Source organism: Mycobacterium sp. IDUB_5, from assembly GCF_055419565.1.
The window spans coordinates 786,060-808,867 of sequence record NZ_JBVAXX010000001.1 but is presented as its reverse complement, the minus strand read 5'-3'; the positions used below and the strand labels follow the sequence as shown (position 1 = coordinate 808,867).

Sequence of the window (22,808 nt, the reverse complement as noted above, 5' to 3'; positions counted from 1 at the left end):
CGACGGGCTCTTCCTCTTCCGGCTCATTCCCCCGCGCGCCGACTTCGCGCAGACGATGACCGACGCAGAGCAGGACGCGATGGCCGCTCACACCGACTACTGGAATGACCTTCTGGCCGTCGGACGGGTGGTCGTCTACGGCCCGGTGGCCGATCCAGAGGGCGTGTGGGGGCTCGGGGTGCTGCGGGTCACCGACCGCGCCGAAGCGCTGGCGATCGGCGAGGCCGACCCGTCGGTGATCGCCGGAGTCAACACCTTCGAGGTGCTCGAGATAATGGGTGGCCGTACGGGTTGAGCCGGCGCGGCGCGGCGGTGCGCCGCAGCGCCGGAGCCACCGGGCGACCCTGAAGGAGGCCCGCCACGTCGCCCGCGTCGATTGCGTAGCGGTAGACCGGCAGCGCGTCCCGCACGGCCGCGATCGTGTGATCGATGGCCTCGTCGTCGTGGGCGGCCGACGTCACGAACGACTGACCGAGCACGCCACGGCGCAGCAATTCCTGCATGAATAGCGTGCGGTACGCCTGCGACGGCGCGCCCTCGGCGTCGCGGGTGATGAACACCAGACACGACGGACGGCCCGTCACCGTGAGGACATCGGACAACCCCGCCTCGGCGATGACCGCGTTCGTTCCGGCGGCCAGCCGGCGGCCGGCCCCCTCCATACGGGCCACCGGATCCTCGCTGCGGTAGGCCGCGACGACGGCACGGAACGCGGCCAGCGACGCCGTTTCGGGGCCGTGCGTGGTCGAGAGCAGGAACACCCGCTCGGCGTCGGTGCGCAGCCCGCCGAGCTCCATGTACTCGCGGCGGCCCGCCAGGGCCGACAGGGGGAAACCGTTGGCCAACGCCTTGCCCCAGCACGACAGATCCGGCGTCACGCCGTAGACCGACTGCGCGCCACCGGCCGCCCAGCGGAAGCCGGTGATCATCTCGTCGAAGACCAGCAGCGTGCCGTGCCGGTCGCACAGTTCACGCACGCCCTGCAGATAGCCCGGCTCGGGATCTGCCATCGCGGTCGCGGCCTCCATCACGACGCAGGCGACGTCGTTGTCGGAGAGCAGCGCGGCCAGCGCGCCGAGATCGTTGTAGGGGAAGCGCTTCGTCGCAGCGGCATGTTCGGACGGGATGCCGCCGGCCATCGGGGTGGTGCCGATGAACCAGTCGTCGGTGGAGAAGAACGGCTGATCGCAGATGGCGACGGCGAGGCGACCGGTGACCGCGCGGGCCAGCCGGACCGCGGCCGTGGTCGCGTCGGAACCGTTCTTGGCGAATTTCACCATGTCGGCTCCCGGCACCAGGGCCAGGAAGTCCTCGGCGGCAGCCACTTCCGCGGCGGTGGGCCGGCTGAAGTTGACCCCGCCGGCGATCGCGCGGGTCACCGCCTCGACGACGGGTGGGTAGCCGTGCCCGAGTGTCACCGCGCGCAGACCCATGCCGTATTCGACGTAGTCGTTGCCGTCGACGTCCCACACACGGCAGCCCGCGCCGTGTGTCAGCACCGGCGGCATGGATTCCGGATACTGGTCGGCACCACGGGCATAGGTGTGGGCGCCACCGGGAACTAGATCGTGCAGACGGTTTTGCAGCAGTCGCGATCCGGCGAAAACCCGTGTCTCCATCGTGAAGTCGTCGGTCACCCAGCGGCCGTCCAACTCGGGGAAGCGGTGCGAGACCTCGCCCAGGAGATCGGGGAGGGTGAGCAGCACCGTGTCGGGCCGGGCCGCGACGAGGTCCTGCGGGGCGATGATCGGGATGCCGGTGCCGGGCATCCGGCGACCCTGCTTGGCCGGCGACGCGTCACCGACCGCGGCGACGAGCGAGGAATCGACACCGGCGCGGCTGAACAGCGCCACCGCCCGCGACGCCGCGCCGTAGGCGTAAACGCGCCGCCCCGCCCGACGTTCCTCTTCGAGCCAGGACCGCAGCGCCACGGTCTGCGTCTCGGCGGCATCCTGCAGGGTCGCGACGGTCGCCGGGTCGGTCATGCTGACCTCTGCCGACAGCAGCTCGGCCACCGCGGGGCCGGGCTCACCGCTGCCGTGCACGGCGGCGACCAACACCGTGCCGCCGTACAGGTCGAACGTCCACGCATCCACGGCCCGCATGCCGACGCGAGCGAGTTGGGTCACGACGGCCGGCGTGGAGTAGTACGCGAAGTGTCCGTGGCGCAACGCATTCCACTGGCCTCCGGCGACGATGGCAGCCAGCGTGTGGAACTGCAGGAGCAGCACCCCGCCGGGCGCGGTGGTGGCCGCCCGCCGCGCGAACGCCGCCTCCTGATCGGGTTCGTGCATGATGCCGAAACAGTCGAGCACCACATCGGCAGGGCCCTCGGAGCCCCGGTAGCCCCGCTCGGTCAGCAGGGGCAGCCAGCTGCCGCCGTGCGGGCTGCCGAACTCGCGCACCGTGCCGCCGGCAAGCATGCCAGCTGCCGCGACCCGGGAGATCGCCTCTGCTGCTTGGTCTTTCAGGGCCTGTGGTTCCACACCGCGCGGTTCGGCGGTCTCGGTGTCGTCGTCGGCCAATTGCGCAAGGCCGCAGGCGTCGCAGACGACCATGGCGAGCGGGTGCACCGCCTCACCTACCGTCAGCGGCGTGTCGGCGGAGGGGAAATGATCGGCCGCGGGGACCGACCCGAGGTCGAGCACCCGATGCAGCCGGGGGTGCCGGCAACTACGGCACGTGTCCTGGATCTGGGTGGCGCTCATGTCAGGATGACTTCGTGCGCATCGAACCGGGCCGCCTCGACGGCGTCGCCACCTTCGTCCCCCAGCCGCACCACGACGAGCGTGGCTGGTTCACCCGCACCTTCGACGTCGAGATCTTCGACCGGTGGCGCGGCGTGGAGGGCGCGGCGGCCGGTTTCCTGCAGGATTCCCAGTCCCGCTCGGCGCGCGGCGTCATCCGCGGGCTGCACGGTCGCCGTGCGCCCGGGGAGGCCAAGCTGGTGCGGTGCGCCCGCGGTGCGGTGCACGACGTGCTCGTCGACGCGCGGCCGGAGTCGCCGACGTTCGGGCAGCACGAGGTGTTCCTGCTCGACGATGTCACGTTCGCGCATCTGTACGTGCCGCCGGGGATGCTGCACGGCTTCCAGGCGCTGACCGACTGGGCTGACGTCTGCTACCGCATCGACCGCGCTCACGATCCCGCCGATGACCTCGCGGTGTCGTGGCAGGACCCGACGCTGGCGATCGAGTGGCCGCTGCACCCGCCGACGATGTCCGCGCGGGACGCCTCGGCGGGCAGCTGGGCAGAGTTGCTCACACGAATTCGCTGACACGACGCATCTTCTCGTCGAGCTGACCAGCGCCCTGCAGATGGGCGAGGCGGGCCAGCCGGGTGAAGGTGTGCTCGAAGTCGGCGGCGGTCAGACCGTGCCGGACATACGCGTCGGCCAACTCGACCGCGCCGTCCGCGACCGTGATGGCCGCCTGGTAGCCGAGTTCGGCACGCGCACGGGCGAAGTCGACCCGGTAGGAGCGCGGGTCGGCACCGGTCTCGCCGGTGATGTCGACCCGCGAGCCGGCAACCGCGTCGCCGACGCGGCGGGCGATCTGCTCGACGGTGACGTTGTTGGCTTCGCTGCCGATGTTGTAGGCCCGGCACGACACCAGCTCGGCCGGGGCGGTCAGGCAGAGCGCGAACGCCTCGGCGATGTCGCGGGCGTGCACCAACGGGCGCCAGGGTGTTCCGTCGGAGAGCACCCGCACCACGCCGGTCAGGACCGCCGAACCGACCAGGTTGTTGAGCACGATGTCGGCGCGCAGTCGCGGCGAGAAGCCGAAAGCCGTTGCGTTGCGCAGGAAGACCGGCGTGAAGCCGGAGTCGGCGAGTGCGGTCAGATCGTCTTCGACGCGGACCTTGCTCACCGCGTACGGGGTCAGCGGGCGCAGCGGCGCGTCCTCATCGACCAGCCCCTCCCCCGCGGCGCCGTACACCGAACACGTCGATGCATAGCAAAAGCGTTGCACACCTGCTTCTTTGGCCAGGCGGGCCAATCGCACCGAGGCGTGGTGGTTGATGTCGTGGGTGATGTCGGGGTTCAGAGCCCCGAGCGGATCGTTGGACAGTGCGGCGAGGTGCACCACGGCGTCGATGCCGCGCAACTGCTCGACGGTGACGTCGCGCAGGTCGACGCTCAGTGCCGGCGGGTCAGCGGGCGCGGGACCCAGCACGCAGTCGGCGAAGTAACCGTTGTCGAGTCCGACGACGTCGTGTCCGGCCGCCTGCAGCACCGGCACCATCACCGTGCCCAGATAACCCTGATGTCCTGTCACCAAGACCTTCACGATGCCGTCCTCCCAAAACTCACGATCGTCTTCTCCATCAGGAATGCCTCGGCGTGCGCGCTGCGGCACTGGATACCGCGCAGGCGGGACAAGCCCAGAAACGCCTCCTCGTCGAACCAGTCCCGGTCGGTCTGCGACGGGTAGTGCTTGTGCAGCAGGCGCGCCTTCTCGTGCGCGATCTCCGAGTCGATCGGATGGAACACGCTGGGCGACGGGGTGTCCGACTCCCATTTGAGGATCTCGTATCCCAGGATCAGGTGGTCCCGGAACTCGGTGGGCGTCAGCTCGGCGAGAAGCCGGTGATCCTGGTGGGCATCTGCGCGCTGCGTGCTGAACACGACGTCGGGCTCACAGCTGCGCCGGAAGGTCCGCAGTCCGTCCTTGACGTCGTTCCAGTGTGCGGGGGTTGCCCCGTCAGGGATGCCCAGCAGCGTCAACTGCACATCGGCATCCGGACAGAACGCGGCCAGCGCACCGCGCTCCTCGGCTTCCCGGATCGTGCCGGCGCCGCAGAGCACCAGAGCGTGCACCCGAAGTCCCGGATTGTCGCGGCTCAGCGTCAGGAGTGTGGCACCCATGCCGATGGCGATGTCGTCGCAATGCGCACCGAGCACCGCGATCTCGGTCAGCGCACCGGTCTGCAAGCCGATCATGAGACCGCCATTTTCTCGTGCGCCTTCTCGTGCTCCCACAGCGCCCACGGCCGGTCCCCGCTGCGGTACGCCGCATCGAGTTCGGCGCGCTCCTTGAACGTGTCGGCCGGCTTCCAGAAGCCGAGATGCTTGTAGCCGTAGAGCTTTCCGCGGGTGGCCAGCCTCCCGCACACGTCCTCGACCAGATCGCAGTTCTCGGTGAGCATCTCGAGCACGTCACCAGAGAGCACGAAATAGCCGCCGTTCTCCCAGATCGGCAACCGCGACACCGGGGTGATGCCCGTGACCGCGCCCGCGTGGGGGCCGGATTCGACGATGTCGACGCAGTGGAACGACGACTGCGGGGGGACGATCAGCATGGAGGCCGTGGCACCGGATTCCTTGACCTCGTCGATGATGTCGTTCATCGGGGCATCGGTGAGCACGTCGGCATAGTTGGCCAGGAAGTACTCCTCACCCTCCAGGTAGGGACGAACCCGCCGAAGTCGTTCCCCGATGGGCGATTCGGCGCCGGTGTCGACGAACGTGATGGTCCAGTCGCTGATGTCGGTCTGCAGCAGCTCCACCTTGCCGCCGCGGATGACGAAATCGTTGGACACCGACTCCCGGTAGGACAGGAAGTAGTTCTTGATGTGCTCGGCGCCGTAGCCCAGGCACAGCACGAACTCGGTGTGGCCGAAGTGCGCGTAGTACCGCATCACATGCCAGATCAGCGGTCGTGGACCGATCATCTGCATCGGCTTGGGGATCTCGTCGTCGCTACCGTTGCGCATCCGCATGCCGTAACCACCGCAGAACAGGACGACCTTCATTGTTGTTTTCCTTCCGCCAGTTCGACGACGTGCAGGTTGGGTAGCGGGTACACCAGGCGGGCGCCCCACGCCGCGGCGTAGCGCAGCTGTTCGGTGATCTCGGGCTCCAGATTCCACGGCAACACGACGATCACGTCGGGCTGATCCTTGGCCAGCTGCGCCGGATCGTGGATCGGGATACGCGTTCCCGGAGTGAATCGCCCGTGCTTGTAGGGGTTTCGGTCGACGGTGTACTCGAGCAGGTCGGGCCGGATGCCGCAGTAGTTGAGCAGGGTATTGCCCTTGCCGGGCGCGCCGTAGCCCACCACGCGCTCGCCGCGGGCGCGGCACTCCAGCAGGTACCGGAGCAGTTCGTGGCGGATGTCCTCGGTGCGGGGCCTCAGCGTGAGGTAGCCGCCGACGTCGTGCAGACCGGCGCGCTCCTCCTCGGCCAGCGCATCGGCCACCCGCGACGTCGGTGTCGCACCGAGTTCGGTCGGGCGGGCCCACACCCGGATCGATCCGCCGTGGGTGGGCAGCATCTCGACGTCGACGACCGACAGGCCGCCGGCGGCCAGCGCGCGCATCGCCGACAGCACGGTGTAGTACTGGAAGTGCTCGTGGTAGATCGTGTCGAACTGCCCCAGCGCCACCAGGTTCAGCGCGTGGTGCACCTCGATGCTGCACCAGCCGTCGTCGGCGACCAGGGTCCGTAGCGACCGGGTGAATCCGTTCAGGTCGGGGATGTGGGCGTAGACGTTGTTGGCGACGACGAGGTCGGCGGGCCCGTGTTCGGCACGCGTGGTAGCCGCCGTCTGCTCGTCGAGAAACGCCGGGACCGTCGGCACCCCGCGTTGCCGTGCTGCCTCGCCCACGTTGACCGACGGTTCGATGCCCAGGCATCTGATGCCGGCGTCGACGACGTGGGTGAGCAGGTAGCCGTCGTTGCTGGCCACCTCGACGACGAACGAATCCGTCTGCAGGCCAACCTTGTCCGTCGCCTCGCTGACGAAGCGACGCGCGTGGTCGACCCAGCTGTCGGAGTACGACGAGAAGTACGCGTACTCCGTGAAGGTCTCCTCGGGGGTGATCAGCGCGGGGATCTGCAGCAGAAGGCAGTCCTGGCAGAGCCGCAGGTGCAACGGAAACGTCGCCTCTGGGGCGTCCAATTCGCCTGCGGTGAGGAATTTCTCGCACGGCGGGGTGGCCCCGAGATCCAGCACGCTGTGCATCCTGGTCGAGCCGCACAACCGGCACATCATTGCGAACATCCCTTCGCCTGGTAGCGGAACACGGTGGTGGTCTCGTCCTGCAGGCGCACACACCACTGCGGACTCCCGGCGAACATCGCCTCGAACCGATCGACGGCGTCACCCGTGGCGTAGCCGAAGTACTCGAACGCCGCCTTCGCGTCGTCGGTGAAGATGAAGTAGGTCTCCCCCGGGCTGGCGGCTGCCTGCGCGGTGACGTCGTCGAACTGCCGGGCGTCGGGGAAACCGTCCAGGAAGCCGGGCCACTTCTCGACGACCGGGGTGTCGAACGAGTCGTTCTGCGCGGCGAAGTCGACCCACCGGGCCGTCGCACGCGTGGGCATGCCCGCCGAGTGCAGGCTCCACAGGGTCGCCGGCGCGTGTGCGCTGTCGACGAGGCTGTTCAGCAGGGCCAGTTCGGACGGCCGGGCCATGTTCAGGTACCAGTTGCCGTAGTAACCCTGCAGGCCCGCGGCGGCAATCACCGCGAGCGCGGCGGTGGCGACGTAGTGCACGAGCGGCCGGGTCAGTGCCGCGACGGCCAGCGGCGCGATCAGGATGGCCGCACCGGGCACCGCGTAGAGGTAGACGCGGAAGATGGCCTCGCCGCCGTAGCTGCTGAACATCAGCAGCACGAAGGGGCTGAACGCGAGGATCACGGGCACCGCGACCGGCCGCTTGCGCCGCCACCACACGATCGCGGCCACCACGGCCAGTGCCATGATGGTCGCGGACAGGCCCCGGCACACCAGCGAGGTGGCCACCTTGGCCAATGAGCCCGCGTACTCCGCGTTACCCGAACCGTTGGCCAGGGGATTGAGGCTCGACAACCCGCCGTGTTCGAACACGATGTAGCGCCGCGGGTACAGGTAGCCGAACAGGACTGCGGCATAGGCGATCAGGGACCAGCGGGGGCGCAGGTCACCGGTGAACGCGAACAACGCCACCACCCCGAAGATCCAGTACGGCGTCAGCTGGTGCGTCGGCACCAGGGCCACGAACAACGCGAACGCCAGCCAGCCCGCGCGACGGTCGGCACGCGACGCCAGCAGCGCCACGACGATGCCGAGGCCGAGCACGAAACCGTAGGCCTGAGGAGCGAAGTAGTCCTGCGCCACCCAGTTGGCCAGCTCGGCGATCATCACCGCGACGAGCACCGCGCGGCGGTTCAGACCCAGTATGGCGGCCAGCGACCCGACCACCAGAGCCAGCACCGCGTGGATGACCGGTGCGAACCAGTGCGCCACCGATGTCGGGTCCAGTGTGGTGACCTCGCTGAACCAGGCGAAGGTGGTGAAGAAGGCCGGCCACTCGCGGTAGACGTCGACGCCCGTGGGCGGCAGAACCCGATGGGTGAGCAGGAAGTCGACGATGCCGAGGTGCTTGTAGGTCCACGCGTACATCGGCAGGTCTGTGATCAGCGTGGCCGTGAGCCGCAGCACCATGATGGTCGCGACGATCGCGGCGGCGGCGGTCAGCAGGGCCCCGCGCCGCAACGCGGCGACGAACGCGGCGACCAGCACCGCGGCCAGCACCACCAGTACCGGTCCGGTGCCGGTGGCCAGCAGTCCGAACGGCGACGACTCAGCGCCCGCCATGCCCGGCAGCGCCGTCGCCCACGCGCACAGCACCGCGACGATGACGAGGTACGGCGCGCTCACCCGCCACGACGGCGGGAGCATCGCGGCGGGCACCCGCAGGGGTGCGTGCGGGCGACGCAGCGCGCACAGCACCGCGGAGGTGACGACGACGGCGACCAGCGCCGCGAGCAACGGAATCGGGAGCGACCCGTGCAGCCACGTCACCGTCACGGTGCCTGCGGCGGCCACCGCCATCCCGGTCGTCGGGACGATCGCGACGGCGGCCGCGACGGGCACGCGCAGCCACAACACCGCGGCCATCCCAGGCCCGGTGAGGAGGAAGGCGGTCAGCAGGACCGCCCGGGCCGGGGTGCCGATGGGTGCCAGGGCCAGCAGTCCCGCCGCCGCGGAGACCAGCGTCAGCCACTCGGGCCGCAACAGCTCGAGCTCGATGCGCCGCCGCGGAGGCGGCACGCGGCGGTGCCGGCCGCCCGACTGCGGGCGGGCCGAGCTGGGCCGTTCGAGGAGATCAGTCACCGGTCACCCGCACCCAGTCGACCGTCATCGCAGCAGGAGACGGCGTGGAGGCATCGGCAGGTCCGGGCCACGACCCGCCCACGGCGACGTTGAGCAGGAGGTAGAACGGCTTGTCGAAGACCCATTTCTCGTCGGGGGGCAGATCCGCTTCCCGGAACATAGACGTGGTGCGATCGTCGACGCCCATCGTGATCACCCCTGGGTCGCGCTGCACCCAGTAGGTGTGGAAGTCATCGACGAACGGCGGCTGGATGGGAAGGGTGCCCGCCAGCTTGTACTCACTGCCGTCGGAGTCGGGGCCGATCGCCCCGTTGTGGATGAAGTCGGCGCCCGCGATGGTCTCCACCACGTCGAGCTCGCCGCTGCGGGGCCAGCCGACGTGGTCGACGTCGTCACCGAGCAGCCAGAACGCCGGGTGCAGGCCCGTGCCCCGGGGGAGCCGCAGCCGCGCTTCGGCGCGCCCGTGCACGAACGAGAGCTTGCCTTGGGTGGTCAGTCTGGCCGAGGTGAACCCGTCGCCGTCTCGGCGGGCGGTGATCACCAGGTGGCCGTCGCCGTCGAGTGACGCGTTCTCCGGGGAGTCGGTGTAGGTCTGCGCCTCGCCGTTGCCCCACCCGCCGCCGCCGAGGTCGTAGCCCCAGCGCGCCGGGTCCGGGCGGCTGCCCGCCGGACCGTTGAAGTCGTCGAACATCACCACCGACGCCGATGCGGTCGGCCGATCGATCGTGCACAGCAGAGTCACCGGCACGATCGTGACCAGCAGCAGCGTCCCCGCTCGGAGCCAGGCCTGTCCCGTCCGGCGGGACCTGGGCTGGTCGTCCCCGATGTCGCCGTCCTTCCCGACCCGACGCAACCACGCGATGCAGGGTCCGATCAGGATGGTCGCCGACAGTGTCTCGGCCGCCAGATACGCCCAACCGACACCGACGATGCCCATCGACCGGGTGGCGTACCACGAGCCGGCGATGATCACCACGGTCATCAGCGCCTGCACGCTGAGGTACAGCCCGAGGGTGCGGCGCACACGGGAGAAGCCTTCGTAGACCGCGGCGACACCGGACAGCGGCAGGAACGCAGCGGCCAGCCACAGCAGGCCGTGGGCCTCGGCGCGATACTCCGGTCCGGCGATGCTCAGCATCAGCGGGCCGACCAGCACCAGGCCCGCCGACGCGGCGATCGCCACGGCGGCCAGCGAGCGCACCATCCGCCAGGACAGCGCGAGGATCTGGTCGGGGTGGGCAGCAACCTCGGCGACGTACGGACTGACGACGAGGTGCAGCATCAGATACAGCGCACTGATCATCGCCCACGCGACCGCGAAGTACGCGTTGGCGGCCTCCCCGACCTGGGTCACCACGATGAGAGGAACCACCAGCGGCCCGATGGACCACAGCGACGCGATGCCGAACGACGACCCGAAGTACGACCACATCTGCCGGCGCGGCGGAAGATCCGGGCCCCTGTGCCACCGCGGGTGTCTGCGGCTGCGCCGATCGACGATCACGTAGGTGCACAGCGCCGCCACGGCGGCGGTCAGCGTCCAGCTCAGCACGATGGTCGCGGCGTGATCCCAGATCGCCAACGCTGCAACGGCGGCCAGCTTCGCGACCGCGTGCACGAGATTCTTGACCGCGGCCCAGCGAGCCACCCCGAGGCCGGCCGATGCCTTGTCCAGGAGGGCGAAGACCGCCAGCACCATCACCATCAGCGGGAAACCGACCATCGCCGAGGGGGTGTGGAACAGCGGGTCGCGCGGACCGAACGCCACCAGGGCCGCGCCCGTCAGCAGACCCATGACGGCGACGAGCACGAATCCACGGCGAAGCAGACTGGGCGCGCGCCAGCCGGCGACGGGCAGGAACCGTTCGTACAGGACGTCGAGGCCCAGCGTCGACATCGTCGACAGCAGGACCGCCGAGGTGATGAGCGCCGACGCCAAACCCACCTGCGCCGGCGGGAAAAGGCGCGCGGCCACGGCCCAGAAGGCAAGTCCCAGAACACCTGTCGACGCCGTCGACAGGATGAGTGCGACGGTGTTGAGTCGCAGGTTCTGCGCGGCCGAGGGGTCGGCTCCGGCGTCATCGCGGCGGAGCACCGACAGTGCTGGACTCATCGTGGCACCGCCAGGGGCGCCACCGAGCGCCCTTCCCGCCGCGCGGCGCGGTAGGCGCGGAACCCCGCCAGCACCGATCGCCACGCCGGCGTGGTGAGCCCCCCGGGAAGAAGATCAGCGAGGTCGTCGGCCGGTTTGGAGGTGGCGGCCGAATCCGCCAGGTAGGTCGCGAACTGGGGCGCCTTGACCGCCGCGGTGGCGAAGGCCCGCGGCGCGATCGCCGGGTCCAGCGCGATCTTGGCGATCCACGCGCCGAGCCCGATCCCGTAGGTCCGGCTCTGAGCGGCCAGCCCCTCGCTGCTGGCGCGATGCCGGTGCCAGACGATCGACGCCGGGTCGTAGACGAGCTTGCCGCCGGCACGCAGCAAGCGGAAGAACATGTCGAGGTCTTCCCCACCGCCGGTGGGCGAACCGGCTCCGAGCGCCTCGTCGAAACCTCCGACGCGCACCACCGCGGCACGGTCGACGGCGAAGTTCGCGCCGGTGCCGTAGTGCCCGACGGCGAACGGGAACAGCGGGATGTCCTGCGGGGGTTCGGCCCAGTCGAAGACACGCGCGCGCATGCATGACGACCAGCCGACCCGGGAGTCGAAATACGCCTGCGCCGGAGTCCGCAGTTCCGCAGCGGGCACCAGACCGGAGACACACCACACGGAGTCACCACGAGTGAATCCTCGGGCGACCGCAGTGAGCCAGTGCCGGTCGACGACCACGTCGTCGTCGGTGAAGGCCACCACGTCTCCCGCCGCGGCAAGAAGGCCGGTGTTGCGGGCCCGAGACAGCCCCGGGCGCGGCTCGTCGATCACCCGGACGCGGGGGTCGCCGAGCGCGGCGACGTAGCGGCGGGTGGCGTCAGTCGCCGCGGCGTTGTCCACGACGATGATCTCGAGGTCGGGATAGTCCAGTGCGCGAACGGAGTCCAGCGCGGTCTGCAGCATCGAGACCCGGTCTCGGGTGCAGATCACGACCGTGACGGCCGGAGGCGGATCCGGCAGCACCGGCGGCGCCGGCGGACTGGGCAGGTCGACGGCCGCTGCGCGCAGCAGATCCGCGTCCACGGTTCCGTCGACCCCGTCGGGGGTGATGTCGAGCGTGACGAAACCCAACGGGCCGCCGTCGGCGCGCACCAGCAGGCATGCGCGGGCGTAACCGCTCGCGCCCCGCAGTCGATACCGCGGGGCGGCAGGATCCCGATCGAGCGCGTCGGTCCAGACCTCACCGATCCAGGTCGCGCCCTCCCAGGTCGGGGCTTCGGCAGTGGGGAGCACCGGGGCGATGGTCGCCTCGGGCAGGGTCAGATCGGTCATGACCACGCACCACCCCGACGGGCGAGTACGCCCCGCAGGTAGCCGGCGGTGGTGACGACCAGACCGGCCACGATCATGCCGGCCCGCGCCCGTCCGCCGCGCCGCCGCGACAGCACCTCGCGAACCACCGCGCGCGGGAGCACCCGGGTGGCGTAACTCTGCTCGCTGTCCAGCGATTTCGGCGCGGCGGCCAGTCGGGTCACCACCGCTTTGGACATCCCCTCGTGATAGCAGCGACGCATGAAGTACCGCGGTGTGGCGCGGTCTGCGCTGACGTGGTGCGACACCGCCGCCGACGGATCGAGCAGCACCCGACTCCTCGGGCGCTGAGCGCGCAACCGCAGGAACAGCTCGGTCTCCTCGCCACCCACGGGCACCGAGCCGACGCGACCGACCTCCGAACGGAAGCCGCCGATCTCGGCGAAGACCGACCGGCGCAGAGACATGTTGCAGCCCAACGGGTTACGCACCGCAGCGACTCGCTGCGGCTGTCCGGCATAGCTGCAGCCCACCACCCAGTCGAATTCGGCGGGCATCCACCGCGGCCTGTCGGACGGCCAGACCGGCGCGGCGTGACCACCGACACCGACGACCTCGGGATCGTCGTAGTGCGCCAACAACGCGGCGCTCCACCCCGGCTGCGCTGCCGCGTCGTCGTCGAGGAAGGCCACGATGTCACCGCGGCTGGCCGCGACCCCCGTGTTGCGCGCATCCGAGAGACCACGCTCCCCGGTGTTGCGGCACACCATGATCCGCGTGTCGGCGCCGAAGCGATCAGCCGTCCGCTGGAAGAGCTCCTCGTTGTGGTCGATCACGACCACCAGCTCCGTCACCGTGTCCTGTTCGGCTAGAACAGATTCCACCGCGCGGCACAGATCGCCCCAGCGCGCCAGGGTGTAGGCGCACACGACGACGGACAGGTTCAGCGCCGGTCGGCGCACCTGACGGTCACCGACGTCTTGCAACAGCATCGCCGCCAAGGTCCTTTCCTGCTCGTCGCTGGACAGCACACCGGCGCCGGTTGCGCAGGTTGCTCAGTGCGTACAGACCGGTGCGGCGCAGCTGCATGTCGTAGGACCGCAGTCGGCCGTACAGCACGTCACCGGTGCTGACACTCCAGCGTGTGTCGGCCGCGAGGCCGTCGCTGAACCCCAGTTGCTGCCGAAGCTGCGAGCGCGCCGAGGTCATCGCGGTGGTGGAACCGCTGGCGATCCGGAAGGACGCCAGCGTCGAGGGGATGCCGAAGAAGTCACCATGGTCGAGAAGCCGGACCCACAGGTCCAACTCGCTGAGAAACGAGGTGACGTGCCGGAAACCGCCGGAGCGGTCGAAGTCCTCACGGCGGAACATCGCCGCGACGGGGGGTCCGACGGGGTTGGTGCCGCTGCGCACGATCCGCCGCACCACGCGGCCTGCCGGCTGCAGTCCGACGATCCCGGGGAGCCCGCGGGCGGGCCGCATCATCGCACCGCAGTCGTCGACGAAGTGCGTGCGCGCCGACACCAGGGTCACCGACGGCATCGCGTCGAGGACGTCGGCCTGCAGGCGCAGGCAGCTCGGCGCGACGATGTCGTCGGCACACACCACCTTCACGTATCTCCCTCGGCTTTCCTGGACCGCGATGTTGAAGTTGTCCATCATCGGGACGGTGACGTCGTTGCGGAGCACGCGAACCCGCGGATCGGCGATCCCGTCGAGGATCTGCGCGGTCTCGTCGGTGCTGTTGTTGTCGATGACCACGATCTCGAAGCTCTCGCAGTCCTGGGCCAGCGCGCTCTCGAGCGTTGCCGTCAGGTGACGCCCGGCCTGGTAGGCCGGGATGCAGATCGAGACCTGCGGACGCGGAGCCCGATCGCGGGTGTCGTGCGCCGGAGCAGTCAACGGGGTGCTCGCCGACAGTGACGTGATCGTCGTCGTTGAAGTGATGCCAGCCATGTCGTCTTCCCCCCGGTCGACTCTTACTTCTCGGCTGCCAGGGCCTGTAACACCCGACCGGAAACACCCGATTTGTGGTCGCGCAGGACGGTGCGCAGCACTCGGATCCCGTCCCGGAAGGCGTTCAGGTTCGACGTCCCGTAGCGGCGCGGCATCTCCATGCTCGGCACTTCGGCGACCCGCAGCCCGGCCTGCATGGCGCGCACGGTCATCTCGGCTTCGATCTCGAAACCGGTGGCCTGCAACGACATCACCTCGAGGTAGCGGCGATGGAAGGCGCAGAAGCCGTAGCAGAGGTCGGTCAGCTCGGCGTCGAACGCGGAGTTGAAGACCCTCAGCAGGAACTTGTTGCCCAGCCGGCGCAGAGGCGTGATGTCGGACGACCCACCCCCGGCGATGAAGCGCGAGCCCTTGACGAAGTCGTAGCCGCTCGACAGGAAATGTAGGAAGTGCTTGATCTCCTGCGGCGCCATGCTGCCGTCCGCGTCCATCATCACGATCACGTCGCCGGTGGCGGCGCGGAACCCGGTCCGCAGTGCGTCACCCTTGCCCGAGCCCTGCTGGGACACCACGCGGATGTCGGGCCGGCAGCTCTGCGCGGTGATCACGGTGGCGTCGGTCGAGTTGCCGTCCACCAGCACGATCTCGTCCACGTCATCGGTGATCTGCTCGAGCACCCACGCGACGTTGCGCGCTTCGTTGCGGACCGGGATGACGAGGCTCACCGTCATCGTCGATCGGCCCGTGGCACGTAGGCCTCCGACGGTAGCGGCGCTGAGGCCGCCACCGTGGTTGCCGTTGAGCAGACTGGCCGCGCGCGGCGCAGTCGCGTCGTGTCCGTTCTGGGCTACCACTTCAGTCACCCTGACTCCCGTTCTGTTCGACGTTGGCGACGCTCTCCGGTGTTCCTTTTGCAGTCGCCCACACTTCGGAAACTTGCAATCGGTGCAAAGAACGCGATGTTCGCTGCACTGGCCACAGATGGTTCAGGAGACGTCTGGACAGAACGCTAGCATCGACCCTTTCAGCCGTCTAGGCAAAGAAATCGCGGTCTCAGCTAACCATCGGACGCCCACGTGGTCCGAATCGTCATTGGCGTCAGAATCAACCCTGCAACAGGCAATATATCCCCTGCGTTGGGGCTTCTATCCCCGTGCACGGTCATAATCACGTAATAAAACGTTCCCAGCTATGCATAGTTAGCAAACGAAAAAGTGGGGGCACCATACGTTTGTATCGTGACGCATTTCACAGAAGTACACGTCGTGATAGTGGCATTGGAGATCGCCTGTTAACACTGAGCAAATGTTCAGCCGTGTCCATGCCGATCCACAGGACACCCGACAGCAGACCCCGGGGGGTGATGACGGGTCGACAAAACCGACGCCCACGGATTCGGGGCGTCGGCTGTGTGATTGCTGGGGTCAGCCCTCGAGCTTGTAGCCCAGCCCGCGCACCGTGACCAGATGCACCGGATTGGCCGGATCGGCCTCGATCTTGCTGCGCAGCCGCTTGACGTGCACGTCGAGCGTCTTGGTGTCCCCGACGTAGTCGGCACCCCACACGCGGTCGATCAACTGCCCGCGGGTCAGGACGCGCCCGCTGTTGCGCATCAGGTACTCGAGCAGATCGAACTCTTTGAGCGGCAGCGTGATAGGAGCGCCGTTGACGCTGACCACGTGGCGCTCGACATCCATGCGCACCGGGCCCGCCTCCAGCACACCGTCGTCGATGCCCGCGTCGTCGGTGTCAGCACCGCGGCGCAGCACCGCGCGGATTCGGGCGATCAGCTCGCGCGCCGAATACGGCTTGGTCACGTAGTCGTCGGCACCCAACTCCAGGCCCACGACCTTGTCGATCTCGCTGTCTCGGGCCGTCACCATGATCACCGGCACGCTCGAGCGCGACCGCAGCTGCTTACACACATCGGTGCCACTCATCCCGGGCAACATGAGGTCCAGCAGCACGATGTCGGCGCCGGACCGCTCGAATTCGGCCAGCGCAGACGGTCCGTCGGCCACCACGGTGGCCTCGAAGCCCTCCTTGCGCAGGAGGAAGGCCAGGGGATCGGCCAAGGACTCCTCGTCCTCCACGATCAGCACACTGGTCATCGCAGTCCTAGTCCTCTCGGTCGTCTTCTTCGTCATGGTCATCGGGATCACTGCCGCGCAGATGGGCGGGAACCGACAGCGTGAACGTGGAGCCCGTGCCCGGCTGGCTCCACAGCCGGATCGAGCCGTTGTGGTTGGCGGCGACGTGCTTGACGATCGCGAGGCCGAGGCCGGTGCCTCCGGTGGCCCGGGATCGCGCCTTGTCGACACGGAAGAACCGTTCGAACACCCGCTCCTGGTCGGCAGGCGCGATACCGATGCCGCGGTCGGTGACCGCGATCTCGATGGTGTCCCCGCGCCGGCGGCGGCTGATGGACACCGAGGAGCCGTTCGGCGAGTACGCGATGGCGTTGGACACCAGGTTCGCGATCGCGGTCACCAGCAGCGTCTCGTCGCCGAGCACCTGGAAACCGGTGGGAGCATCCGTCGTGATCGCGATGTCTGCGTTGTCGGCGGCGACCTTGTGCCGCGACAGCGCCTCGGCGACCACGGTGTCGACGTCGACCGCATCCAGATCCGGCAGCCTCTCGCCGCCCTGCAGACGGGACAGTTCGATCAGCTCGCCGACCATGTTGGCCAGGCGGTGCGACTCCGTGACCATCTTCTCGGCGAAGTGCCGGACCGTCTCGGGATCATCGGCGGATGCGAGCACGGCTTCGGCGAGCACACCCATCGCCCCGACCGGCGTCTTGAGTTCGTGACTGACGTTGGCGACGAAATCCCTGCGCGTCGCCTCCATCCGCGCGTGCTCGGACTGATCGTCGACGTAGAGCACCGCGAACCGGCGGTCGTCCTCGGTCAGCAAGCGCACGTGACCGCGGACCGAGAGCCCGGATCGCCCCGGCCGCTCTCGCTTGCGTGGGGACAGGTCGAACTCGACGTCCTCGCCACTGGCCAAGGTCCGCTGGGCGGCCTGCCACGCTCTGTCGTCGAGCAACCGGTCGCGAACCAACCCGAGTTCGGTGGCTCTTTCGTTGGTGTAGACCACGTCGCGGTAGGTGTCGACGACCGCAATCCCGACCGGAGATTGAGCGACAGCGTGGCGCAGCATCTGCGATACGGTGATCCCGGTCTGTTCGACCGCCCGGCGCTCACGACGTTCGCGCAGACGCGGGGCTGCCTCAACGCCGAAGACCACACCGATCGCCAGGGCGAGCAGTGCCACGACCGCCGCGAGCAGCAGCGCCGAGGAGACACTCACGCGAAAAGCGTACGCATTCGGTGAACGTCATCCCAGCAGCGTGCGGCGAAAATCGAACAAGTCACACACTCAGAGACCGAAGTTCGGCCCGGCGCCCACCGCCGTTCACCTTCTGTTAGCCGGGCGCCTGCGCGCGACCTACTTGGCGCCCTGGGCGGCCACCGCCGCGGCGCCGGCCGCGGCGGCCTCCGGATCCAGATACGTCCCACCGGCGACGGTCGGCTTGAGGTCGCCGTCCAAGTCGTAGCGCAGCGGGATTCCGGTCGGGATGTTCAGCCCCACGACGTCGTCGTCGGACATCCCGTCGAGGTATTTGACCAGCGCGCGCAGTGAGTTGCCGTGCGCGGCGATCATCACGGTTTTACCGCTGCGCAAGTCGGGCACGATGACGTCGGTGAAGTACGGCACGAAGCGCTCGACCACGTCCTTGAGGCACTCGGTCAGCGGTGCCCCGCCCGGCACGTCGGCATACCGGGGATCCGCATCCTGGCTGAAGGTGCTGCCCGGCTCGATCGGCGGCGGCGGCGTGTCGTAACTGCGCCGCCACGCCATGAACTGCTCGTCGCCGTACTTCGCCTTCGTCTCGGCCTTGTCCAGACCCTGCAGCGCGCCGTAGTGCCGCTCGTTGAGCCGCCAGTCGCGGTGCACGGGAATCCAGTGCCGGTCGGCCTTGTCCAACGCGATGTTCGCCGTCGTGATCGCGCGCCGCAGCAGCGAGGTGTAGAGAACGTCGGGCAGCCGGTCCTGCCCGGCGATCATCTCGCCCGCCCGGACCGCCTCGGCGCGACCCTTGTCGGTCAGATCGACGTCGACCCATCCGGTGAACAGGTTCAGCGCATTCCATTCGCTCTCGCCGTGGCGAACGAGGATCAGCGTCGCGGTGTCTGCCATGCGCCGATCTTCTCACGGGTCAGTTCTTGTCGTGGTCCTCGATGAGGTGGGAGAACGCCTCGAGGTTCTTCAGCGACTCGCCCCGCGACACCCTCCACTCCCACTCCTTCTGGATGGAGGTGCGGAAACCCAACTCCAGCAGCGTGTTGAAGTCGTTGTCGACGGCTTCGAGGACCTGGCCGAGGACCCTGTCGATCTCGTCGGGGGTGACCGATGCGAGAGACATCCGGCCGACCAGGTAGATGTCACCGACGTTGTCGATGGTGTAGGCGACGCCGTAGAGCCGGCGGTTGCGCTTGAGCAGGAACTTGTACACGCCCTCGAAGTTCTCGTCGGGCTTGCGGCAGACGAACGCCTCGATTCGCACCGAGTGCTCGCCGACCGTCAGGATCGTGTTGGTGGTGAGCCTGCGCTCACCGGGTAGCGCGACCACCAGCCCGGGCAGACCGCCCGCCGCGCCCTTGTGGAGGGTGTAGGGCAGGTCGTGTTCGGCCAACGTGCGCTCGATGACGTCGTGCACATTCTTCTGCGTCATGCCCGGACTCCCCTTCTCATCGAGAATCGGCGCCCGCCTCTGCGGACGGATGGCAGGTGGCGGCCGCGGTGCTCGGCGATCGCGCGTCCGTAGCTGCCCAGCAGCGCATCGACCGTGTGGCCCCAGGAGAATCCCGCGGCGTGCTCGACGGCAGCGCGCCCGAGCGCGTCGGCGTCGTCGGCCAGGACGCGGGCGATCGTGGCGGCCCAGTCGGCCGGATCGTGCCCGTCGACCAGTGCGCCGCTGACCCCGTCGCGCACCGCGACCGGAAGACCACCGACCGATGCGGCGACGACGGGCGTTCCGCACGCCTGCGCCTCCACGGCGACCAGACCGAACGATTCCGAGTAGCTGGGCACAGCGACGACGTCGGCAGCGCGATAGACCGCAACCAGACCCGCCTGGGACTGCGGCGGCAGGAACGTCACGCGCTCGGCGATGCCGAGTTCGGCGGCCAGCCGAACCAGGCCGTCGGGTTGCGCCAAACCCGATCCGGACGGCCCGCCCGCGATGACGACGTGCACTGCGGGCAGCAGAGCCGCCGCGCGCAGCAACACGTCGGGCGCCTTCAACGGTTGGATGCGGCCGACGAACGCCACGATCGGCACACCCTGCGCCAAGCCCAGCTCGGCGCGGGCGGCGGCTGCATCGCCTGGCGTGAACGTGGCCAGATCGACGCCCGGATACACCACGTCGATGTGGTCCGGATCGGCGTGGTGCAGCGAAACCAGTTGCGCTGCTTCATGTTCAGTGTTGACGATGAGACGGTCGGCGGCGTCGACCACTTGCTGCTCGCCGATCGAGCGCATCGGCGGTTCGGGGGTGTCGCCGTCGGCGAGCGCGGCGTTCTTGACCGCGGCCAGCGTGTGCGCGGTGTGCACGAGGGGCACCGCCCACCGGTCGGCGGCCAACCAGCCGACCTGCCCGGAGAGCCAGTAGTGCGAGTGCACGATGTCGTAATAGCCGGGCTCGTGGGTGGCCTCGGCGCGCAGCACGCCCGCGGTGAACGCACACAGCTGCGTGGGTAGGTCGTTTTTCTCCAGTCCCTCGAACGGGCCGGCGGCCACATTGCGGACCAGCACACCGGGCGCCACCGGCACCACCGGCGCATCCGTCGATGACGTCGCCCTGGTGAAGATCTCCACGTCGACACCGCGCTTCGCCATCTCCAGGGCGGTCTGCAGGACGTAGACGTTCATGCCGCCGGCATCACCGGTGCCGGGCTGCGCGAGCGGGGAGGTGTGCACGGACAACACCGCCACCCGGCGCGGCAGAGGCAGGGGGTCGGTCGTCAGACGCACACCGTCATGTCTACACCGCGCGTCATGTCCACACCGCTGCGGTGCACCACCCGCTCAGGCACTCACCTCGGGGCGACGGGCCTGCGCGCGGCGCATGGCACCGACTGGGTCTGCGAAGATGCCGCCGAGCGACACGATGCCCGCTCCCGCCTCCTGCACGCGGTTGCCGAAGGCCGTCACGCGGATGTCACGGTGCGGGAGCACCGAACGCCTCGCGAACGCCTCTTCGACGACACCCATCGCGTCGGCGTACTCGGTGAACGCCTGCCCCCCGACCACGAGGTCGTCAGGATTGAGCATGTCCCGCAGCAGTGCGACGGCCTCGCCGAGGACGCGGGCGCGTTCGGTGACCAGCGCAACGGCCGCCTCGTCTCCCGCGCGGGCGGCGCGCAGCACCGCGGTCATCGTCGATCCGGGGCCCTCAGCCGGCACGATGCGGGCCTTTCGCGCGGCCACGAGCACGGCTTCGTCGCTGACCGTCGACTCCAATTCACCACTACCACCGAGCAATTCGGAGTGTGCCGGCAGCGCGGCGATCGTGCCGGGCCCGCTGGCCGGCGAATGCACCTGCCCACCGATGGCCAAGGCGTAGCCGACGGTCTCCCGCGCGTAGACGTAGAGGCTGGTCGTCGCGCGCCCGGGCGCCCGGCGCGGCCCCAGCAGCAATTCGGCACCGGCCATCGCGTCGACGTGGGCAGCGAGCGACACCGGCAAACCGAGCGCCTCGGCCAGCACCGGGCCCACCGGCGCGTCCGACCAGCCGAGCCGCGGATGGTCCAGGTAACCGGTGGCGCTGTCGACCACGCCGCCTGCGGCGACCCCGACCCACAGCGGGCGCCTGCGGTGCCACCGGCTCAGGTAGCGCTGCGCACTGGCCGCGATCGACGCGAGCGCCGCGGACTGGGTGCCATGCGGGGTCGGGGTTTCGACCACGTCGAGGGTGCGGCCGAGGAGATCGGTCGCGACGATGCTGGTGGTCCGCGCGCCGATGTGCACGCCGAGCGCGAGGAACGGTTCGTGGTTGACCTCGACGGGCACCCGCGGCCTGCCGATGGCGCCCGAGACCGACAGATCAGCGCGCTCGCGCAGCAGACCGACGTCGAGCAGCGCGGTGACCTGGCGATTCACCGTGGCGATCGAGAGATCGGTGACACCGGCAATGGCGTCGCGCGCAATCGGTCCGCGCTGCCGCGCCGCCGCGAAAACCGTCGCGGCCGCGGCTTCGGGCATCCGGAGCGCGGGGGGCAGGATCTGGTGCACCAGGGCCTGGGGGTAGCGCGTCGCAGCGGCGATGCGGGTGGGCCCAGCCGTCTTGGCCGTCTGAGAGCGGTGCGAGCGGGCGGGGATCGAGCTGGTCATCGAATCGTCTCCGGATCGGTCTGTCAGGGGGCGGGGCCACACCCTGCGACGCGATGGGACGCTGTCAGGCGTCCGTCTGCAGTCAGGCGCGGCAGGGTGCGCAACAACAACACGCACGCCGCGGGGCAGCATTCACTGCCTGACTGGTACCGAACACGCCGTCAATGTAGCACGGGGCCTAGGGTTGGGATCATGACGACGCCATCAGATGCCCGCCGGGTCGCCGTGGTCACCGGCGCGAGCGCAGGAATCGGGGAAGCAACCGCCAGAACCCTTGCCGCACAAGGCTTTCACGTGGTCTGCGTGGCTCGCCGCGAGGGGCCGATCACGGCACTGGCCGCCGAGCTGGACGGCACCGCGATTGTGGCGGACGTCACGGATCCTGAGGCGGTGGCAGCGATGGCCGGCCGGCTCGACCGGGTCGACGTCCTGGTGAACAACGCCGGCGGAGCGCGGGGGCTGGAGTCGGTGGCCGACGCCGACATCGAGCACTGGCGGTGGATGTGGGAAGCCAACGTGATGGGCACCCTGCACGTCACCCGTGCGCTGCTGCCCAAGCTCATCGCCTCCGGCGACGGGCTGATCATCACCGTCACGTCGATCGCCGCGGTGGAGATCTACGACAACGGCGCCGGTTACACGTCGGCCAAGCATGCCCAGGGCGTGCTGCACCGCACGCTGCGCAGCGAGCTGCTCGGGCAACCGGTGCGGCTCACCGAGGTCGCGCCCGGCATGGTGAAGACGGAGTTCTCGCTCAACCGCTTCGAGGGCGACGACGAACGGGCGGCCAAGGTCTACGAGGGTGTCACGCCGCTGGTGGCCGAGGACATCGCCGAGGTGATCGGGTTCGTGGCCAGCCGCCCGTCGCACGTCGACCTGGATCTGATCGTGGTGCGACCGCGTGACCAGGTCAGCGGAGCCGCGGGCTCACGCTTCAACCGCCGCCCCTGACAGC

Annotated in this window: 20 protein-coding genes and 1 pseudogene; 3 read left to right on the top strand and 18 right to left on the bottom strand. The window is 69.1% G+C overall.

Translation table 11 applies throughout. The annotated features are described in order from the left end of the window. The first annotated feature begins 55 nt into the window (after positions 1–55). On the top strand, positions 56–295 hold the full coding sequence (locus tag ACZY1G_RS03940; protein WP_463814836.1) for a YciI family protein: 240 nt from the start codon (positions 56–58) through the stop codon (positions 293–295). Here the strand turns inward: ACZY1G_RS03940 and ACZY1G_RS03935 are convergent. Together ACZY1G_RS03935 and ACZY1G_RS03930 are read right to left on the bottom strand one after the other, a co-directional pair. Then, positions 249–1,619, bottom strand: coding sequence for a glutamate-1-semialdehyde 2,1-aminomutase (locus ACZY1G_RS03935; protein ID WP_463821789.1), 1,371 nt, complete (start codon positions 1,617–1,619; stop codon positions 249–251). The two genes, ACZY1G_RS03940 and ACZY1G_RS03935, sit on opposite strands and share 47 nt — an antisense overlap. Positions 1,620–1,679: 60 nt before the next feature. After that, positions 1,680–2,708, bottom strand: a pseudogene (locus tag ACZY1G_RS03930) (class I SAM-dependent methyltransferase); the annotation flags it as partial. Positions 2,709–2,722: 14 nt separating this feature from the next. Between ACZY1G_RS03930 and ACZY1G_RS03925 the strand changes: the two are divergent. Next, positions 2,723–3,277, top strand: coding sequence for a dTDP-4-dehydrorhamnose 3,5-epimerase family protein (locus ACZY1G_RS03925; protein ID WP_463813719.1), 555 nt, complete (start codon positions 2,723–2,725; stop codon positions 3,275–3,277). Here ACZY1G_RS03925 and ACZY1G_RS03920 read toward each other — a convergent pair. The 16 genes from ACZY1G_RS03920 to ACZY1G_RS03845 form a co-directional block, all read right to left on the bottom strand. After that, the gene (locus ACZY1G_RS03920; protein ID WP_463821652.1) at positions 3,261–4,289 is read right to left on the bottom strand and encodes an NAD-dependent epimerase/dehydratase family protein; all 1,029 of its coding nucleotides are present in this window, start codon (positions 4,287–4,289) and stop codon (positions 3,261–3,263) included. The genes ACZY1G_RS03925 and ACZY1G_RS03920 overlap by 17 nt on opposite strands. Then, complete coding sequence (locus ACZY1G_RS03915) at positions 4,286–4,942, bottom strand: PIG-L deacetylase family protein (protein WP_463821651.1); 657 nt, start codon at positions 4,940–4,942, stop codon at positions 4,286–4,288. Before ACZY1G_RS03915 ends, ACZY1G_RS03920 begins: the two co-directional genes overlap by 4 nt. Next, positions 4,939–5,754, bottom strand: coding sequence for a glycosyltransferase family protein (locus tag ACZY1G_RS03910; RefSeq protein WP_463813716.1), 816 nt, complete (start codon positions 5,752–5,754; stop codon positions 4,939–4,941). Before ACZY1G_RS03910 ends, ACZY1G_RS03915 begins: the two co-directional genes overlap by 4 nt. Further along, entirely contained in the window at positions 5,751–6,995 is a 1,245-nt protein-coding gene (locus tag ACZY1G_RS03905; protein ID WP_463821788.1) for a methyltransferase domain-containing protein, read from the bottom strand. The genes ACZY1G_RS03910 and ACZY1G_RS03905 overlap by 4 nt, the downstream gene beginning before the upstream one ends. Beyond that, positions 6,992–9,100: a hypothetical protein gene (locus tag ACZY1G_RS03900; protein WP_463821650.1), complete on the bottom strand. Its 2,109-nt coding sequence runs from the start codon at positions 9,098–9,100 to the stop codon at positions 6,992–6,994. Before ACZY1G_RS03900 ends, ACZY1G_RS03905 begins: the two co-directional genes overlap by 4 nt. Next, entirely contained in the window at positions 9,093–11,213 is a 2,121-nt protein-coding gene (locus ACZY1G_RS03895; RefSeq protein ID WP_463821649.1) for a family 16 glycosylhydrolase, read from the bottom strand. Before ACZY1G_RS03895 ends, ACZY1G_RS03900 begins: the two co-directional genes overlap by 8 nt. After that, a complete protein-coding gene (locus ACZY1G_RS03890) occupies positions 11,210–12,520 on the bottom strand; it encodes a glycosyltransferase family 2 protein (RefSeq protein WP_463821648.1) in 1,311 nt (436 codons plus the stop codon). Before ACZY1G_RS03890 ends, ACZY1G_RS03895 begins: the two co-directional genes overlap by 4 nt. Continuing rightward, the gene (locus tag ACZY1G_RS03885) at positions 12,517–13,491 is read right to left on the bottom strand and encodes a glycosyltransferase family 2 protein (RefSeq protein WP_463821647.1); all 975 of its coding nucleotides are present in this window, start codon (positions 13,489–13,491) and stop codon (positions 12,517–12,519) included. Before ACZY1G_RS03885 ends, ACZY1G_RS03890 begins: the two co-directional genes overlap by 4 nt. Then, complete coding sequence (locus ACZY1G_RS03880) at positions 13,469–14,455, bottom strand: glycosyltransferase family 2 protein (RefSeq protein WP_463821646.1); 987 nt, start codon at positions 14,453–14,455, stop codon at positions 13,469–13,471. Before ACZY1G_RS03880 ends, ACZY1G_RS03885 begins: the two co-directional genes overlap by 23 nt. Before the next feature lie 23 nt (positions 14,456–14,478). Then, the gene (locus ACZY1G_RS03875) at positions 14,479–15,318 is read right to left on the bottom strand and encodes a glycosyltransferase family 2 protein (protein WP_463813710.1); all 840 of its coding nucleotides are present in this window, start codon (positions 15,316–15,318) and stop codon (positions 14,479–14,481) included. 561 nt (positions 15,319–15,879) lie between these two features. After that, complete coding sequence (regX, locus tag ACZY1G_RS03870; protein WP_463813709.1) at positions 15,880–16,566, bottom strand: two-component sensory transduction protein RegX; 687 nt, start codon at positions 16,564–16,566, stop codon at positions 15,880–15,882. 7 nt (positions 16,567–16,573) lie between these two features. Next, the gene (locus ACZY1G_RS03865) at positions 16,574–17,767 is read right to left on the bottom strand and encodes a sensor histidine kinase (protein WP_463813708.1); all 1,194 of its coding nucleotides are present in this window, start codon (positions 17,765–17,767) and stop codon (positions 16,574–16,576) included. Between the two features lie 138 nt (positions 17,768–17,905). Continuing rightward, entirely contained in the window at positions 17,906–18,658 is a 753-nt protein-coding gene (locus tag ACZY1G_RS03860; protein ID WP_463821645.1) for a phosphoglyceromutase, read from the bottom strand. A 19-nt stretch (positions 18,659–18,677) separates the two neighbouring features. Next, positions 18,678–19,193 (bottom strand): type III secretion system chaperone family protein, encoded by a 516-nt coding sequence (locus tag ACZY1G_RS03855; protein WP_463821644.1) that lies wholly within the window; start codon positions 19,191–19,193, stop codon positions 18,678–18,680. Beyond that, the gene (gene mshA / locus ACZY1G_RS03850) at positions 19,190–20,494 is read right to left on the bottom strand and encodes a D-inositol-3-phosphate glycosyltransferase (RefSeq protein WP_463821643.1); all 1,305 of its coding nucleotides are present in this window, start codon (positions 20,492–20,494) and stop codon (positions 19,190–19,192) included. Before mshA ends, ACZY1G_RS03855 begins: the two co-directional genes overlap by 4 nt. Before the next feature lie 54 nt (positions 20,495–20,548). Continuing rightward, a complete protein-coding gene (locus tag ACZY1G_RS03845; RefSeq protein WP_463821642.1) occupies positions 20,549–21,853 on the bottom strand; it encodes an ROK family protein in 1,305 nt (434 codons plus the stop codon). 192 nt (positions 21,854–22,045) lie between these two features. On the opposite strand from ACZY1G_RS03845, the gene ACZY1G_RS03840 reads away from it, so the two are divergent. Beyond that, positions 22,046–22,804 (top strand): SDR family oxidoreductase, encoded by a 759-nt coding sequence (locus ACZY1G_RS03840; protein WP_463821641.1) that lies wholly within the window; start codon positions 22,046–22,048, stop codon positions 22,802–22,804. Positions 22,805–22,808: the final 4 nt, after the last annotated feature.